The organism is Actinomyces oris (assembly GCF_006546825.1).
Lineage (GTDB): Bacteria > Actinomycetota > Actinomycetes > Actinomycetales > Actinomycetaceae > Actinomyces > Actinomyces oris.
This window is the reverse complement of the sequence record NZ_VICC01000006.1, coordinates 460,480-476,607: the sequence shown is the minus strand read 5'-3', so window position 1 is coordinate 476,607 and position 16,128 is coordinate 460,480. Positions and strand designations below refer to the sequence as shown.

Annotated in this window: 15 protein-coding genes; 11 read left to right on the top strand and 4 right to left on the bottom strand. The window is 69.5% G+C overall.

The window, feature by feature from the left end:
* Positions 1-171 precede the first annotated feature (171 nt).
* From FK267_RS09510 to FK267_RS09495, 4 genes are read left to right on the top strand one after another with little or no spacing between them, the layout of a single operon-like run.
* The gene (locus FK267_RS09510; protein ID WP_004565030.1) at positions 172-477 is read left to right on the top strand and encodes a DUF4193 domain-containing protein; all 306 of its coding nucleotides are present in this window, start codon (positions 172-174) and stop codon (positions 475-477) included.
* A gap of 27 nt (positions 478-504) precedes the next feature.
* Positions 505-1,209, top strand: coding sequence for a DUF3710 domain-containing protein (locus FK267_RS09505; protein ID WP_141407020.1), 705 nt, complete (start codon positions 505-507; stop codon positions 1,207-1,209).
* On the top strand, positions 1,210-1,587 hold the full coding sequence (locus tag FK267_RS09500; RefSeq protein ID WP_060957999.1) for an OB-fold nucleic acid binding domain-containing protein: 378 nt from the start codon (positions 1,210-1,212) through the stop codon (positions 1,585-1,587).
* Positions 1,588-1,620: 33 nt separating this feature from the next.
* On the top strand, positions 1,621-2,397 hold the full coding sequence (locus FK267_RS09495; RefSeq protein WP_141407019.1) for a DUF3159 domain-containing protein: 777 nt from the start codon (positions 1,621-1,623) through the stop codon (positions 2,395-2,397).
* 15 nt (positions 2,398-2,412) lie between these two features.
* Here the strand turns inward: FK267_RS09495 and FK267_RS09490 are convergent, their stop codons facing one another.
* Both FK267_RS09490 and FK267_RS09485 read right to left on the bottom strand, forming a co-directional pair.
* A complete protein-coding gene (locus tag FK267_RS09490) occupies positions 2,413-3,075 on the bottom strand; it encodes a potassium channel family protein (protein WP_004565026.1) in 663 nt (220 codons plus the stop codon).
* 3 nt (positions 3,076-3,078) lie between these two features.
* Positions 3,079-3,702, bottom strand: a complete 624-nt coding sequence (locus FK267_RS09485) for a potassium channel family protein (protein WP_232622593.1) — start codon at positions 3,700-3,702, stop codon at positions 3,079-3,081.
* A 91-nt stretch (positions 3,703-3,793) separates the two neighbouring features.
* On the opposite strand from FK267_RS09485, the gene FK267_RS09480 reads away from it, so the two are divergent.
* From FK267_RS09480 to FK267_RS09455, 6 genes are all read left to right on the top strand, one after another.
* Positions 3,794-5,911, top strand: a complete 2,118-nt coding sequence (locus FK267_RS09480; RefSeq protein ID WP_141407017.1) for an APC family permease — start codon at positions 3,794-3,796, stop codon at positions 5,909-5,911.
* Positions 5,908-7,305, top strand: a complete 1,398-nt coding sequence (locus FK267_RS09475; protein WP_141407016.1) for a class I SAM-dependent RNA methyltransferase — start codon at positions 5,908-5,910, stop codon at positions 7,303-7,305. The genes FK267_RS09480 and FK267_RS09475 overlap by 4 nt, the downstream gene beginning before the upstream one ends.
* 239 nt (positions 7,306-7,544) lie before the next feature.
* On the top strand, positions 7,545-10,217 hold the full coding sequence (gene acnA / locus FK267_RS09470) for an aconitate hydratase AcnA (RefSeq protein ID WP_141407015.1): 2,673 nt from the start codon (positions 7,545-7,547) through the stop codon (positions 10,215-10,217).
* A 151-nt stretch (positions 10,218-10,368) separates the two neighbouring features.
* A complete protein-coding gene (locus FK267_RS09465; protein WP_081379421.1) occupies positions 10,369-11,280 on the top strand; it encodes an alpha/beta fold hydrolase in 912 nt (303 codons plus the stop codon).
* Entirely contained in the window at positions 11,262-11,843 is a 582-nt protein-coding gene (locus FK267_RS09460; RefSeq protein WP_141407014.1) for a TetR/AcrR family transcriptional regulator, read from the top strand. Before FK267_RS09465 ends, FK267_RS09460 begins: the two co-directional genes overlap by 19 nt.
* 202 nt (positions 11,844-12,045) lie before the next feature.
* Entirely contained in the window at positions 12,046-13,497 is a 1,452-nt protein-coding gene (locus FK267_RS09455; RefSeq protein WP_141407013.1) for a dihydrolipoyl dehydrogenase family protein, read from the top strand.
* Positions 13,498-13,540: 43 nt separating this feature from the next.
* Here FK267_RS09455 and FK267_RS09450 read toward each other — a convergent pair whose 3' ends face one another.
* Both FK267_RS09450 and FK267_RS09445 read right to left on the bottom strand, forming a co-directional pair.
* Complete coding sequence (locus FK267_RS09450) at positions 13,541-14,134, bottom strand: YbaK/EbsC family protein (protein WP_141407012.1); 594 nt, start codon at positions 14,132-14,134, stop codon at positions 13,541-13,543.
* 6 nt (positions 14,135-14,140) lie between these two features.
* Entirely contained in the window at positions 14,141-14,794 is a 654-nt protein-coding gene (locus tag FK267_RS09445; RefSeq protein WP_141407186.1) for a GNAT family N-acetyltransferase, read from the bottom strand.
* A gap of 338 nt (positions 14,795-15,132) precedes the next feature.
* Here FK267_RS09445 and FK267_RS09440 point away from each other — a divergent pair, with 338 nt between their 5' ends.
* Positions 15,133-16,128, top strand: a complete 996-nt coding sequence (locus FK267_RS09440) for an ABC transporter ATP-binding protein (RefSeq protein ID WP_075379340.1) — start codon at positions 15,133-15,135, stop codon at positions 16,126-16,128.

Below are 16,128 nucleotides of genomic sequence, written 5' to 3'. Positions count from 1 at the left end.
GCTCCTTCGTCGGGCGATTTGGCTTGACGACCCACCTGGCGGTGCTATTGTGCGCGTGCCTTCCGGGACGAGGGCGCCGAATCCTCGGCGCGACGCCGGCGCGCGTGCACGGCTCAGCTCCCGCCTTGTGAAGGTCACCCGAGAGCCGTCGACAGAAAGAGTGACGAGGCCATGGCGACCGACTACGACGCCCCGCGCAAGAATGATGACGAGCCCGAGGCCGATTCCATCGAAGAGCTGACCTCGCGGCAGAAGGACCAGTCGTCCGCCGCGATCGAGGAGGACGAGAATGAGGCCGCCGAGGGCTTTGAGCTTCCCGGGGCGGACCTGTCCCGTGAGGAGCTGAGCGTTCACGTCGTTCCGCAGCTCGAGGACGAGTTCACCTGCTCGGAGTGCTTCCTCGTCCATCACCGCAGCCAGCTGGCCTTCGTCGACGAGGCGACCGGTCTTCCGGTGTGCGCCGACTGCGCCGGCTGACGCTCCCACCCAACTCAGGAGATCCCCATGGGACTGTTCTCGCGCCGTCGTGACGACGCAACCACCGATTCTGACGAGTCCGTCCTCGGGCGCGACCTCGGCGACGACGACCTCGACGAGGCCACCCCCGGCCCCTGGGACCTCAGTGAGCTGCCCGAGGACCAGGAGGAGGTGCCTCGCATCGACCTGGGGGCGCTGCAGGTCCCGGCCGTTGACGGGATGCAGCTGCGTCTGGAGCAGGCGCCCGACGGCACCGTCACCGCCGTCGTCCTGGCGCTGGGCGGCTCGGCGCTCGAGCTGCGGGCCTTCGCCGCGCCGCGCACCGCGGGCATCTGGGACGAGCTGCGCGGCGACATCGCCAACGAGCTCGCCGGGAACGGCGCCCGCTACGAGGAGAGCGACGGGGAGCACGGCACTGAGCTGATCGCGCACCTGCCCATGCGCGGTCCCGACGGCACGATGGCGACCGGCACGATCCGGTTCCTGGGGATCGACGGCCCCCGCTGGTTCCTGCGCGGCGTCCTTCAGGGGCCCGCCGCCTCCTCCGAGCACTCCGCCCAGGCGCTGCGGGAGGTGCTGCGCGGAATCGTCGTCGTGCGCGACGGCCAGGCCCGTCCGCCCCGTGAGATCCTGCCCCTGCATGCGCCCGGAGCCGCAGCCGGCCCTGAGGCCGAGGACCTGCCAGGCATCGACCCGCTGGCACCCGGCCCGACCATCGCCGAAGTGCGTTAAATGGGGGTGCTGTCGGCGCGGGTGAAGCGGCTCTACGAATCACTGCGCACCAGCCGCGAGCACTTGGAGGCCGAGGATGAGGAGCGCTCCGCCAGCCGACGGGGCACCGATCCGATCGGCTCGCTGACCTCGCGCCAGCGGACCTGCGTCTCCGGTGTGCTTCAGGCGGTCACCTACCGCTCGAGCCAGGACAAGCCCATCCTCGTCGGGCAGCTCTACGACGGCACCGGCAGCATTGACCTGGTGTGGTGGGGCCGGCGACGCATCCCCGGCATCAAGCCAGGGGCCCATCTTCTCGCTGAGGGGCGGGTCGCCGACGGCACCCACCGTCAGCAGATCCACAACCCCGCCTATCGCCTGCTGGGGCCGGGGCAGTAGCAACCGGCAGCCACCTGCGGGAAGGACCATCGAATGAGCAGCCGTTCCACTGGAACCACCCGTACGGGCCTGGGGGCCATTGACTCCAAGCACTTCGACGCCATCGCGGCCGTGGGCGGGTGGCGCGGCATCCTGGAGTCCGTCGTACCCACCCTCATGTTCGTCCTGGTCATGGCGGTGCGCCCCGCCGCCCTGGTGGCCGCCCTGCTCGCCTCCCTGGCCATCAGCGCCATCTGCCTCGTGGCCCGCCTGGCGCAGCGCCAGTCCCCGGCTCAGGTCGTCGGCGGGGCCGTGCTGGTCCTCGTCTCGGCCCTGTGGGCCTGGCGCAGCGGCGACGCCTCCAACTTCTACGCCACCGGCCTTATGATTAATGCGGCCTGGCTGGTCGCCTGCCTGGTCTCCCTGCTCATCGGCTGGCCGATCGTGGGAGCCCTCATGACTCTCTGGCACCGCGTCATCGACGAGTCGGCCCACGGCGAGGGCAGTCAGGCGAGCAGGGACTCGGGTCGTGCCGAGACTCCACAGGCCGACGACGACCCCGCCGCCCGCCCCTCGGCCTGGCGCACCGAGCCGGCCCTGCGCCATGTTCGGCGCCGCTACCACGCGGGCACCTGGGTCCTGACGCTCATGTTCGCCCTGCGGCTCGTCGTCGAGGTGCCCCTCTACCTGGCCGGCGCCCATGCGGTGTCCTACCTCGGGGCGGCCCGCCTCGTTCTGGGCGTGCCGCTGTACGCCGTGACTCTGTGGTTCATTTGGCTGCTGGTGGCCCCCAGCCGGATCGCCCAGGCCCAGGCGGCTGCGCAGCGGTAGCGCTGCCTCCCACCGTCACGTGAAGATGAGGGGCAGCTCCTTCAGGCTGGACTCTCCCTCCCGCGCCGTGAGGAAGATGAGCTCGTCGCCGCGCTCGAAGCGCTCGTCGCGGTCCGGTGTGATGGGGCGGTAGTCGCGCAGAATCGCCGCCAGCACCGTGTGGGGCGGCAGCTCGATGTCGGTGACGAGCTCGCCGATGACCGGTGAGTCCTCCGGCAGGGTCAGCTCGTGCATGGAGGCGCCCGACTGGTGGAAGTGGAAGATGCTCACCAGGCTGCCGACACTGACGGCCTCCTCCACCAGGGCCGTCATGAAGCGCGGGGTGGACACGGCCACGTCCACGCCCCAGGTCTCATCGAAGAGCCACTCGCTCTTGGGGTTGTTGACGCGCGCGACTGTGCGGGGCACCCCGTACTCGGTCTTGGCCAGCAGGGAGATGACCAGGTTGGCCTTGTCATCCCCGGTGGCGGCCACGATGACGTCGCAGGTCTCGGCCCCGGCGCGCTCCAGGGCATCAATGTCGCAGGCGTCGGCCAGCTGCCAGTCGGCCTGCGGGACTGAGGCGATGCGCATGGCCTCGGTGGAACGGTCGACGAGGGTGACCTCGTGGCCGTGGCTGATGAGCTCGCGGGCGATGGAACGGCCCACGGAACCGGCTCCGGCGATGACGATCTGCATGGCTCAGGCCTCCTGGGTCGGGGCGTGTGACAGGGCGCGGCGGACCTGGCCGATACGGTCGGTGCTCACCGCCAGGTGCAGTCGGTCGTGCTCCTGGATGACGGTGACGGCCTCGGGCAGCAGCGCCGTGGCATCGCGTGAGATCCAGGCCACCCGCACCCTGAGGCGGTCCTCCAGTACCCCGATCGTCGTACCGACCCACTGCGGGGAGGCGTTGGGCTGGATGAGAGCGACCGTGCCCGAGGGGTCCTCCAGCTCGCGGGCGCTGGAGCCCGGCAGGATGCGGCGCATCATCTGGTCGGCCGTCTGACGCACGGTGGCCACGGTGGGGATGCCCAGGCGCTCGTAGACGTCGGCCCGCCGCGAGTCATAGATCCGGGCGACGACGTTGTCCACGCCGAAGCTCTCCCTGGCTACCCGTGCAGCCACGATGTTGGAGTTGTCCCCGTTGGACACGGCGACGAAGGCGTAGGCCTCGTCGATGCCCGCCTGCTCCAGGGCGTCGCGGTCGTAACCGACCCCCTTGACCTTGCGGCCGTTGAAGTCCGAGGGCAGGCGGCGGAAGGCATCCGCGGAGCGGTCGATGACGGACACCGAGTGCCCCATACGGTCGAGCTGAACAGCCATGGACGCTCCGACGCGGCCACAGCCCATGATGACGAAGTGCACGAGGAGGACGGTACTCCGTTGTCGGGCCGCGGACGTAACATCTGGAGACGTGCGTGACTTCGCAGACCGCATCAAGCGGCTTCTCGTCGGCCGTCCTGTTCCCAGCGGAGCTCTGGGGGAGACGCTCCTGCCCAAGAGGATCGCCCTTCCGGTATTCGCCTCCGACGCCCTGTCCTCCGTGGGCTACGCCCCCGATGAGGTGCTCATCACCCTGGCCGTGGCGGGCGTTGCGGCCACCTCCCTGTCGCCGTGGGTGGCCCTGGCCGTCGTCGGCGTCCTGGCCGTCGTCGTGGCCTCCTACCGCCAGACCGTCCACGCCTATCCCTCGGGCGGCGGCGACTACGAGGTGGTCTCGGCCAATCTCGGCTCCCACGCCGGGCTTCTGGTGGCCTCGGCCCTGCTGAGCGACTATGTCCTGACCGTTGCGGTCTCGGTGTCCTCGGGAACCTCTTACCTCGCGGCCGCCCTGCCCGCCCTGGTCCCCTACAAGGTGGAGATCGCCGTCGCGGTCGTCACCGTCCTGGCCGTGCTCAACATGCGCGGCTCACGCGAGTCGGGCCGGGCCTTCGCCATTCCCACCTACCTGTACATGGGCGTCATCGGCATCATGGCCGTCGTCGGGCTCGTCCAGGAGCTGACCGGGACTCTCGGGCGGGCCGAGTCGGCCGGCTTCGACGTCGTCACCCACGCCGGCTGGGAGCAGGGCCTGACCGGCCTGGCCGGGGGCTTCCTGGTTCTGCGGGCGTTCTCCTCGGGGTGCGCGGCCCTGACCGGTGTGGAGGCGATCTCCAACGGCGTGCCCAGCTTCCAGCGCCCCAAGTCCCGCAACGCCGCCACGACGCTGCTGCTCCTGGGGGTGATCGCCGCGCTGATGCTCATGAGCGTCATCCACCTGGCCGGCGCCGTCGGCGTGCGCATGGTGGAGGACCCGGCCCACCAGCTCCTGCGCAACGGCGTCCCGGTCGGGGACGGCTACCACCAGGACCCCGCGATCGGACAGATCGCCGCCACCGTCTTCTCCGGCTTCCGCCCGATGTTCTACCTGGTCGCCACCGTCACCGGGCTGATCCTGGTGCTGGCCGCCAACACCGCCTTCAACGGGTTCCCGGTGTTGGCCAGCGTCCTGGCCCGTGACGAGTTCCTGCCCCGCCAGCTGTCCCAGCGCGGTGACCGCCTGGCCTTCTCCAACGGCATCATCGTCCTGTGGCTGGGGGCCGTGGCCTTCCTCATCGGCTTTGAGGCCAATACGACCCGCCTCATCCAGCTCTACATCGTGGGCGTGTTCATCTCCTTCTCGCTGTCCCAGGTGGGCATGGTGCGTCACTGGACCCGCGAGCTGACCATCGCCACCGAGCCCAGGGACCGCTCGCGCATGTATCGCGCCCGCATCATCAACTCCATCGGCGTGCTGGGCACCGGGACGGTCCTGGTCATCGTCCTGCTCACCAAGCTCACCCGGGGAGCCTGGATCACCCTGACGATCATGGCGCTGCTCTACCTGGTGATGAACCGGATCCGCCGCCACTACCGCCGAGTCAGCGAGGAGGTGGCCATCTCCGACCTCCACGACGCCCGCGTCCTGCCGGCCCACGTCCACGCCATCGTCCTGGCCTCCCGCCTCCACCAGCCCACGCTGCGGGCCCTGACCTACGCCCAGTCGACCCACCCCACCGTCCTGGAGGCCCTGACGGTGGACACCGGCGACGGCGGCGCCGAGCGTCTCCTGGACGCCTGGGAGGAGGCCGACATCGCCGTGCCTCTGACGGTCCTGGACTCCCCCTACCGGGACATCACTCGCCCGGTCATCAACTATGTGCGCTCGGTGCGCCGCGAGTCCCCCCGCGACCTCATCGTCGTCTTCCTGCCCGAGTACATCGTGCGCCACTGGTGGGAGCAGATCCTCCACAACCAGACCGCCCTGCGCCTCAAGACCGTCCTGCTGTTCACCCCGGGCGTCGTCGTGGCCTCCGTGCCCTGGCAGCTGGGACTTCCCGGACAACGGCACATCCACCACGGCGTGCGCGCCCGCACCGCCGAGGGCATCATCGACGCCGACGTCGCCATGCGCCGTCACGTCGACAGCCATCTCAGTCACCTCAGCCACCTCGACCAGCACAGCCCCGCCGGCACCGGCGGCGTCGGTGCCGACCCCCAGGAGAATCGATGACCCCCCAGCCCAGCCGGAGCGCAGACCAGCCCGCCCCCAGCCGTGGTGAGCCGCGCGAGCTGACCCTGGCGGTGGGGGCTCCCGCGCACGGCGGGCACTGCGTGGCCCGCCCCGTGGACGATCCGAGTGGTCGCGTCATCTTCGTGCGCCACACCCTGCCCGGTGAGACGGTGCGGGCCCGCCTGACCGAGATGACCTCGCGGACCTGGCGTGCCGATGCCGTTGAGATCCTCCAGGCCTCCCCGGACCGCGTCGAGTCCGTCTGGCCCGAGGCCGGCCCGGCCGGCGTGGGTGGGGGAGAGCTCGCCCATGTGGCCCTGGACGCCCAGCGCACCTGGAAGCGCTGGGTCCTGGCCGACTGCCTGCGCCGGATCGGCGGGCAGGAGGTGGCCGACGCCGTTGCTGCCCTGCCCGAGGCCTCCGCCGCAGCCGCCGTGCCGATCGAGCCCATGCCCACCGACGCCGCGGCCCAGGTCTCCAACAGCGCCCGGCGGCGTGCCCTGGCCGGAACCGCCACCCGCACCCGCGTGAGCCTGACGGTCGGTGAGGACGGCAGGCCCGGCATGCACGCCTTCCGCTCCGGGACGGTCCTGCCCCTGCGCCGCCTGCCCCTGGCGGTTGAGGCCATCACCGAGATTGGGCTGCTGGAGCGCTCCCGCTGGCGCGCCCACTACCGGCCCGGCATGCGTATCGAGGCCATCGCCCCCAGCGGCGGTGAGCCCGTCGTCCTGCTCGACGATCGGCTCCTGACCGCCCAGGCCCGCAGCACCGGGAGGCGCCGAGTCCGGGAGGTCGTGGACGCCTCCGCCCTGGGGCTGGGGGAGCTGACCTACTCCGTCCACGCCGAGGGCTTCTGGCAGGTCCACGTCGACGCCCCTCGGGTGCTCGTCGAGCGCGTCGTGCGCGGTGCCCTGGGGGAGGACCTCGAGGGCACCGCGGGCAGCCGCGTCCTGGAGCTCTATTCGGGGGCCGGCCTGTTCACCCTGCCGCTGGCCGCCCTGGTGGGCAGCGGCGGCGAGGTCGTGTCCCTGGAGGGCAATGAGCAGGCCGTTCGCGACGCCCGCCGCACCCTGCACGACCACCCCGCTGCACGCCTGGCCTCGGGCCGCGTGGGCGCCCGCTCGGTGCGCGAGCTCGCCGGCTCCTTCACCGGTGGCCGCCCCGACGTCGTCGTTCTCGACCCGCCGAGGCAAGGGGCTGGGCGTGAGGTCATCGAGGCTGTCGGCGCCCTGGGGGCCGAGCGGATCGTCCTAGTGGCCTGCGACCCGGCGGCCCTGGCCCGGGACCTGGGAACCCTCCTGCGCTCGGGCTACACGCTGGGCTCCATGAGCGCGCTGGACATGTTCCCGCACACTCACCACTTCGAGACGATCGCGGTGCTCGAGCGCTCCTGAACGGGTGGTCAGTGGGGTTGCGTGCGGCCGGCGTCACCAAATGCGTCCCCGGGGCGCCCGCCCACACACCGAGTTTGGTCAGCCTTCCCTACGTATTGACAACGGATGACACGCCGTGGGCTACGGTCCACTCCGGAGCATCCGCGCAGCTCTCCACCTGACTGTCACCGCAGGTCCGCGTGACAGACCCGAGGTGGTGCAGCGGGCCGGATCGGTACGACAACTGGAAGTGAGTCCCGGTGACCAGCCTCAACACCTTCGCCTCCCGCAGCACCCTCGACGTCGACGGCCGCGACTACGAGATTTACCGCCTCGACGCCGTCCCCAGCCTGGAGCGCCTGCCCTACAGCCTCAAGGTGCTGGCCGAGAACCTGCTGCGCACCGAGGACGGCGCCAACATCACCGCCGACCACGTGCGCGCCCTGGCCACCTGGGACCCGGCCGCCGAGCCCGACACGGAGATCCAGTTCACCCCGGCCCGCGTCGTCATGCAGGACTTCACCGGCGTGCCCTGCATCGTGGACCTGGCCACCATGCGCGAGGCGGTCTCCGAGCTCGGCGGTGACCCCGAGGTCATCAACCCCCTCAACCCCGCTGAGATGGTCATCGACCACTCCGTGCAGATCGACTCCTTCGGCCTGCCCGGATCCCTGGAGCGCAACAAGGAGCGCGAGTACGAGCGCAACGCCGAGCGCTACCAGTTCCTGCGCTGGGGACAGGGAGCGCTGTCCAACTTCCGCGTCGTCCCCCCGGGTACGGGCATCGTCCACCAGGTCAACATCGAGTACCTGGCCCGCATCGTCTTCACCCACGAAGCCGACGGCGTCACCCAGGCCTACCCCGACACCTGCGTGGGCACCGACTCCCACACCACCATGGTCAACGGCCTGGGCGTCCTGGGCTGGGGCGTGGGCGGCATCGAGGCCGAGGCCGCCATGCTGGGCCAGCCCGTCTCCATGCTCATCCCCAAGGTGGTGGGCTTCAAGCTCTCCGGCGCCATCCCCGCCGGCGCTACCGCCACCGACGTGGTCCTGACCATCACCGAGATGCTGCGCGCCCACGGCGTGGTGGGCAAGTTCGTCGAGTTCTACGGCGAGGGCGTCGCCGAGGTACCGCTGGCCAACCGCGCCACCATCGGCAACATGAGCCCCGAGTTCGGCTCCACCGCCGCGATCTTCCCGATCGACGAGGTCACCCTGGACTACCTGCGCCTGACCGGCCGCTCCGAGGAACGCGTGCGCCTGGTCGAGGCCTACACCAAGGCCCAGGGAATGTGGCACGACCCGGCCCGCGAGCCCGTCTACTCCGAGTACCTCGAGCTGGACCTGTCCACCGTGGTGCCCTCCATCGCCGGCCCCAAGCGCCCCCAGGACCGTATCGTCCTGTCACGGGCCAAGGAGTCCTTCCAGGAGGTCCTGCCCACCTACGCCTCCCAACCATCCAAGCCGACGCCGGTGACCCTGGCCGACGGCACCGACACCGAGCTGGACCACGGGCACGTCGCCATCGCCTCGATCACCTCGTGCACCAACACCTCCAACCCCTCGGTGATGATGGCCGCCGGCCTGCTGGCCCGCAACGCCGTCGCCCGGGGCCTGCGCTCCAAGCCCTGGGTGAAGACCTCCACCGCCCCGGGCAGCCAGGTCGTCACCGACTACTACGAGAAGGCCGGGTTGTGGCCCGCCCTCAACGAGCTGGGCTTCAACGTCGTCGGCTACGGCTGCGCCACCTGCATCGGCAATTCCGGGCCTCTGCCGGCCGAGGTATCCCAGGCGGTCAACGACGCCGACCTCGCCGTGGTCTCAGTGCTCTCGGGCAACCGCAACTTCGAGGGGCGCATCAACCCCGACGTCAAGATGAACTACCTGGCCTCCCCGCCCCTGGTCATCGCCTATGCCCTGGCCGGGACCATGGACATCGACTTCGCCACCGAGCCGCTGGGCCAGGACCCCGAGGGCCGCGACGTCTTCCTGTCCGACATCTGGCCCGACCCCACCGAGGTCCAGGCCGTCATCGACGCCACCATCGACCGCGAGATGTACACGCGCGACTACGCCGACGTCTTCGCCGGTGACGAGCGCTGGCAGGGCCTGGACACCCCCGAGGGGGATACCTTCGCCTGGGACGAGGAGTCCACCTACGTGCGCAAGGCCCCCTTCTTCGAGGGCCTGTCCATGGAGCTCACCCCGGTCACCGACATCAAGGACGCCCGGGTGCTCGCCCTGCTGGGGGACTCGGTGACCACCGACCACATCTCCCCGGCCGGCGCCATCAAGGCCGACTCCCCGGCCGGGCGCTACTTGGCCGAGCACGGCGTGGCCCGCGCGGACTTCAACTCCTACGGCTCGCGCCGCGGCAACCACGAGGTCATGATCCGCGGCACCTTCGCCAACATCCGCCTGCGCAACCGGCTGCTCGACGACGTCGAGGGCGGCTACACCCGCAACTTCCTCACCGGTGAGCAGGAGTCGATCTTCGACGCCTCCCAGGCCTACCAGGACGCTGGCATCCCGCTGGTGGTCCTGGGCGGCAAGGAGTACGGCTCGGGCTCCTCACGCGACTGGGCGGCCAAGGGCACGGCCCTGCTGGGCGTCAAGGCCGTCATCGCCGAATCCTTCGAGCGCATCCACCGCTCCAACCTCATCGGCATGGGCGTGGTTCCCCTCCAGTTCCCGGCCGGACAGAGCGCCGAGTCTCTCGGCCTGGACGGCACCGAGACCTTCTCCATCACGGGCCTGACCGCGCTCAACGAGGGCACCACCCCACGCACCGTCGCGGTCACGGCACAGAAGGCCGACGGCTCGGCGGTCTCCTTCGACGCTGTCGTGCGCATCGACACCCCCGGCGAAGCCGACTACTTCCGCCACGGCGGCATCCTGCAGTACGTGCTGCGCCAGCTCGCCAGCTCCTGAGACCTCGTGCGTTGACAACGCGGGGCGATCGCAGATCAGCGATCGCCCCGCGTTGTTGTTGATGGGCGCGATGGTGAGAGCCTCCTTGGCCTGAGATCAGGTCTGGAAGGGCTGCTTGCCCACAGAGGTTATTGTCGGTAGCTTAATGGCTATGAGTATTAGCCAACTTGAGGTGCCGGGCGGCACCATCGCTTACGAGGTGCACGAGCCTGTCGGTACAAGTGATGGATCGGATGTACCGAGTCGGCCGCTTGTCGTCTGCTCGCCGGCCATGGGGGACGTGCGGGACGTCTACGCGCCGCTGGCGCAGTCCCTGAACGAGGCGGGGTTTCGTGTCGTCACTGCGGATCTGCGCGGTCACGGGGACAGCTCGGCGACCTTCACCGCCTACGGCGATGAGGCCACCGCAGCCGACCTCATTGCCCTGATTGAGGTTCTCGACGCCGGTCCCGCCATCCTTGTGGGTGCCTCCATGTCCGGAGCCGCTGCAGTGATCGCCGCCGGGCGTCGCCCTGACCTGGTGTGTGGGCTCGTCCTCGTCTGCCCCTTCTTGCGTGGGCCGCAGAGTCGAGTCCGGACGCTCGTGCAGCGCACCATGCTTGGGGCTGCTTTGATGCGCCCTTGGGGGTCTGCTGTGTGGAACAGCTACTCCGCCAGATTGTGGCCCGGTCTACCTGATGCCCAGCAGCGGGCCACGCGTCTGACGGGCCTGCTGTGCCGTCCGGGGCGCTGGCGCGCCTTCTGGGCGACGACTCGTACTGATCACCGCGTTGTCTCCCCGTGGCTGGACAAGGTGGATTGTCCCGCCCTCGTGGTTATGGGGAAGGAGGATCCAGATTGGAAGGAGCCTGCGGCTGAGGCCGCCTGGGTAGCAAGCGCTGTTGGTGGAGGTGGGGGAGAGGTTGTCATCGTTCCCGGTGCGGGGCACGCCCCGATGCTGGAACGTCCCGGCCTCGTTGGGCCACAGGTGGTCGACTTCGCCTGGCGTATGATCGCCGGCAATGCTGAGGCAAGGCCGGCGGGGGGAGAGGCGAGGAGCGCACGATGCCACGAGCAGGGCTGAGCGCCGAACGCGTGGTGGAACGAGCCGCGCAGATCGTTGACGAGCACGGCCTTGAGGAACTGTCCCTGAGCCGGCTGGCTGCCGATCTGGGAGTCGCGCCGCCGAGCCTGTACAAGCATGTCTCCGGTATGAGCGACCTGGTCCGAGGAGTCTCCGTGCGGGCGGTGGACGAGCTCGCCGACCGTCTGGCAGCCTCCGTCATGGGGTTGGCCGGGCCTGATGCCCTGCGAGCCCTTGCCGACGCCTATCGAGGCTTCGCCCACGCGCACCCCGGGCTCTATCCGATGACCCAAGTCCCCGCCGAGGCCTCGGACAGGAGCCTGAGTCCGCTACGGTCATCCGCTGCGCAACGCACGGTTGCCATCGTCACCGCGGCGCTGGGCGGCTACCGCATCCCCGATGATCGGATCATCGACGCTGTGCGAATGACCCGGGCGTCACTCCATGGCTTCGTGGATATTGAGGTCCACGGTGGCTTCGCCATGAATGCCTCCATTGACGTGAGTTTTGTCACACTCGTTGATTCTCTGGATGCAGCCCTGGTTGCTCTCGGCGAGCAGTAGGGCTGCCAGGTATCAGTGAGGACGAAAGGATAAGTCGCCTCAATGACCGGTTGGGAGGGGAGGGCTGCGTGATGATTCCCCGGCTGCTGTCTGCGATTCGCTGAGACCTTGGGCAGTCGCCCCGGAATAGCGGCCCTTCGCTTCCCGTTGCCCTGGCGTTCAGATCATGCCGAGCGGCGACCGCCGAAGGAGATGCGTACTCATGTCACAGTCCACCGTCAACAGCGACGCGACCAACCAGACAGACGTTCCGGTCGAGGAGGTCGACCTTCTCGTCGTCGGAGGCGGCAAGGCGGGCAAGTCCCTGGCGATGCTGCGCGCCAAGGCCGGTGACAAGGTCGTCATGGTGGAGCGGGACAAGGTGGGCGGCACCTGCATCAACGTCGCCTGCATCCCCACCAAGACCCTCATCTCCGCCGCCCGTGTCCTCCGTGAGGTCCAGGGCTCGCAGGCCTACGGTGTCACCCTGCCCGAGCAGGACGGCGGCGCCGACGCTCTGGCCCAAGCCCGCATCGAGCTGGCCTCCTTCCGCGCCCGCAAGGAGGCCGTCGTGGGCGGCATGGTGACCGCCCACGAGAAGATGTTCCCCGCCTCCGGCATGGACTTCGTCAAGGGCACCGCCCGCTTCGTGGGGGAGCGCACCGTCGAGATCGCCCTGAACGACGGCGGCCTGCGGCGCGTGCGCGGCGCCAAGGTCCTCATCAACACCGGCACCACGCCGTCGGTCCCCCCGATCGAGGGCCTGTCCGACGTGCGCTACTGGACCAGCGAGGACCTGCTCACCCTGCCCGAGCTGCCCAGTAGCCTCATCGTCCTGGGCGGCGGCGTCATCGGCGTCGAGATGGCCTCCCTCATGGGGCTCCTCGGTGTCCCGGTCACCATCGTCCACGCCGGGCCGCACATCCTGGACCGCGAGGACGAGGACGTCGCCGCTGAGGTAACCGCCGGCCTGGAGGCCCTGGGGGTCACGGTCCTGACTGGTGCACTCGCCTCGAAGGTCGCCGCCGCGGCCGACGGGAACGGTGTCGTCGTCACCACCGCCGACGGGCATGAGGTGAGCGGATCCCACCTGCTCGTCGCCCTGGGCCGCACCCCCGTCACCGCCGGCCTCGGCCTGGAGACCGCGGGCGTGGAGCTGACCGAGCGCGGCTTCGTGCGCGTCGACGACCACCTGCGCACCACCGCCGAGAACGTCTACGCCGCCGGTGACGTGGCCGGAACGCCCCAGTTCACCCACGCCTCCTGGAACGACTTCCGTGTCCTGCGCGACCTCTTCGCCGGCAAGGAGGCCTCCACCACTGGGCGCCTCATCCCCTGGGCCGTCTTCACCACGCCCGAGCTCGGGCACGTGGGGCTGAGCGAGGCCGAGGCCCGCGAGGCCGGCTACGAGGTGCGCGTCGCCAAGACCCCGACGGCGGCCGTCCCGCGCGCCAAGACCCTGGGCCGCACCGAGGGCTTCTTCAAGGTCATCATCGACTCCCGCACCGACCTGATCCTGGGTGCTGCCATCATCGGCGCCGAGGCCAGCGAGGTCGTCACCAGCATCCAGATGGCGATGCTGGGTGACCTGACGTGGCAGCAGGTGCGCGACGCCGTCATCACCCACCCCACCATGAGCGAGGGACTCAACATCGTCCTGGACTCCCTGGGCTGAGAGCCTGAGGACTGGCCCCGCCTGAACGGTTCGACCGACCCGTTCAGGCGGGGCGTACTCCCAGGTCCTCAACCAGCTCGGCCCCCGGCAGCGCCACCAGCAGTGCCCCGGGCACCAGGAGCTTGGAGTGGCGCACGCCCGAGCCGATGAGCACGGTGGCCCGGTCCGCCACGGCGCCGTCGACGAAGAGGTGCCAGTCCTCGGGCAGGCCGACCGGGGTGATTCCGCCGTACTCCATGCCACTCATCTCCACGGCCCGCTCCACCGGCAGGAACGAGGCCTTGCGCACGTCGATGCGCTTCTTGACGACGTGGTTGACGTCGGCGAAGTCGGTGGCGCGCACGACGCAGGCGGCGATGCGCTCCTGGCCGGTCCGCTTACCGGCCACGAGCACGCAGTTCCCAGTCGCCTCAGGATCCAGGGCGTAGTGCGCATTGAGGGCGTCGGTGTCGGAGTGGGACGGATCAATGGGCACCACCTGCGCCTGACGGGCCAGATCCGCGCCCTCGGGTGAGGCCGCCTCCAGCGCCCGCAGCGCGGCGGCCACGGGCTCGGCGAGCAGGTCAGTACGCTCCAGCGCCGGCTGCCAGCCGATCTCTGCGGCGAAGACCTCAGCCGGATCACGAAGCTCAGTCATTCCTTCTCATCCTTTCGACGACGTCGAGCGTCTCTCGATGCGCTCCACCAGACAGATCCTGACCCCGGGCCACTGCTCCGGGGTGATGGCGAACATGGCCGTGTCGCGCGTGCGCCCCTCCTCGCCGAGCGCCAGGGAGGGCTGCCAGGCGTGCAGGACCCCTTCGAAGGTCGCCCCCAGCGCTGCGATCGCGCCGCGAGCCACCTCATTGCGTGCATCGGTCTTGATGTCCACGCGGTCCACGCCCCAGTCCTCGAGGGCCTGCGCCAGCAGCAGGAGCTTGGCAGCCGGGTTGACGGCGGTGCCACGAACAGTGGGGGAGAGCCAGGAGGAACCGACCTCGACGGCGAAGAGCCGCCCGTCCGGCATCCACCGGGGCGTCAGGTAGGCGGTGTGCCCGACGACGCGGCCGGTGGCGACCTCCACCTGGGCGAAGGGCGCGTAGGTACCCGTGTCCCGGCGGGCCAGGCTGCGGGACACGTAGTCCTCGACCGTCTCCGGCGTCGGCACCGTGGCGAAGGGGCTGGTCGCGGCCCCCTCGGCGGCCATCTGCAGCCCCGGCACGTGCTCAGGCGTCAGCGGCTCCAGACGCACGATGCCGCCTTCCAGCACGCCACAGGTCAGGACGGGGGAGGTGGCATGTGACTCAGTGGTGCTCATGGCGTCGATCATGGCAGCCGTGGCGCAGTCGCCGCCGGGACGCCTCAGCATGTGGTCTCATTGTCCCCGTGCTGCACGTCATCTTCGAATCTTGACTACACGTCAAGTGTTGCGAACTGTATTTTTGATACGTAAAGTATCTTATATAAAGGTGCGAGTATTTGCCGGCATGATGACGGGATGGAATCACGGCCGGCAGTCGGTGCAGTCGTGTTGGGTGATCTGCTCTTGCTGATTTAAAGCATGCAATTGATGCATTCATTTTATTCTTTGGCGACTGTAGGCTGAGAGAGTGGCTGACGTTATCTATCGTGATCCTTTGGGGGTGGAGGGGCTCTATGGTATTACTTGATGGAGATTTGCTGCTGCGTGCCTCCCACCTGGTTCGCTCCTTCGGGAAAAAGGACAAAACCTTCGTCGCCGTGGAGGATGTGTCCCTGGACGTCGGGGCGGGGCAGGTCCATGGTCTGCTGGGGCCCAACGGTGCCGGTAAGACGACGACGGTGCGGATGTGTGCCACGCTGCTGGCTCCGACGTCGGGTGAGGTCTGGGTCGATGGCATCGACGCGGTGCGCCATCCGGAGCGGGCCAGGTCCCGGCTGGGCCTGGTCTTGGGTGGTGAGCTGGGGTTCTACCCGCGGGCTACGGCACGCGACAACCTGCTGTTCTTCGCCGATATTCAGGGCCTTGACGTCCGACGGCGACACAGCGCGGTCATGGACGCCCTGGAGCGTGTGGGGCTGGCCGAGGCGGCGTCCCGCAAGGCGGGCGAGCTGTCTCGAGGGATGCGGCAGCGTCTGCACCTGGCCCGGGCGCTGCTCGGGTCGCCGGCTCTCCTGCTGCTGGATGAGCCCACCACCGGCTTGGACCCGGACGTGGCGCTGCAGGTACGCGATCTGGTGCGTGAGCTGGCGCAGCGGGGAACGGGGGTGCTATTGACCTCGCACTCGATGCCGGAGGTCGAGGAGCTGGCCGACATCATCTCGGTGATCGGGGCGGGCCGGATCGTCGTGCGCGGCGGCGTGGGTGACGTGTCCGCCTTGGCCGGGGTGAGTGCCACCACGACTTTCACGTTACCGGCCCGCCACGGGGGCGCCGTCGAGGCGCTTCGCAGTGGTCTGGGCTCGCTGGCGACGGTGAAGCAGCGCGCCTCCTCGGCCCGGTGGGCCGTGACCATCTACTGGGCTTCCGAGGCTGCCGGCACTACCGACGCCGACGAGCGGGTTCGCCAGGTCCTGGCCGAAGCCGGCGTGGGAGCGCCTTCGGACCTGCTGACACGGCCAGTCTCCCTGGAGGAGGCCTACCTGGCCCTGGCCGACAGGCTCGCCCGATGA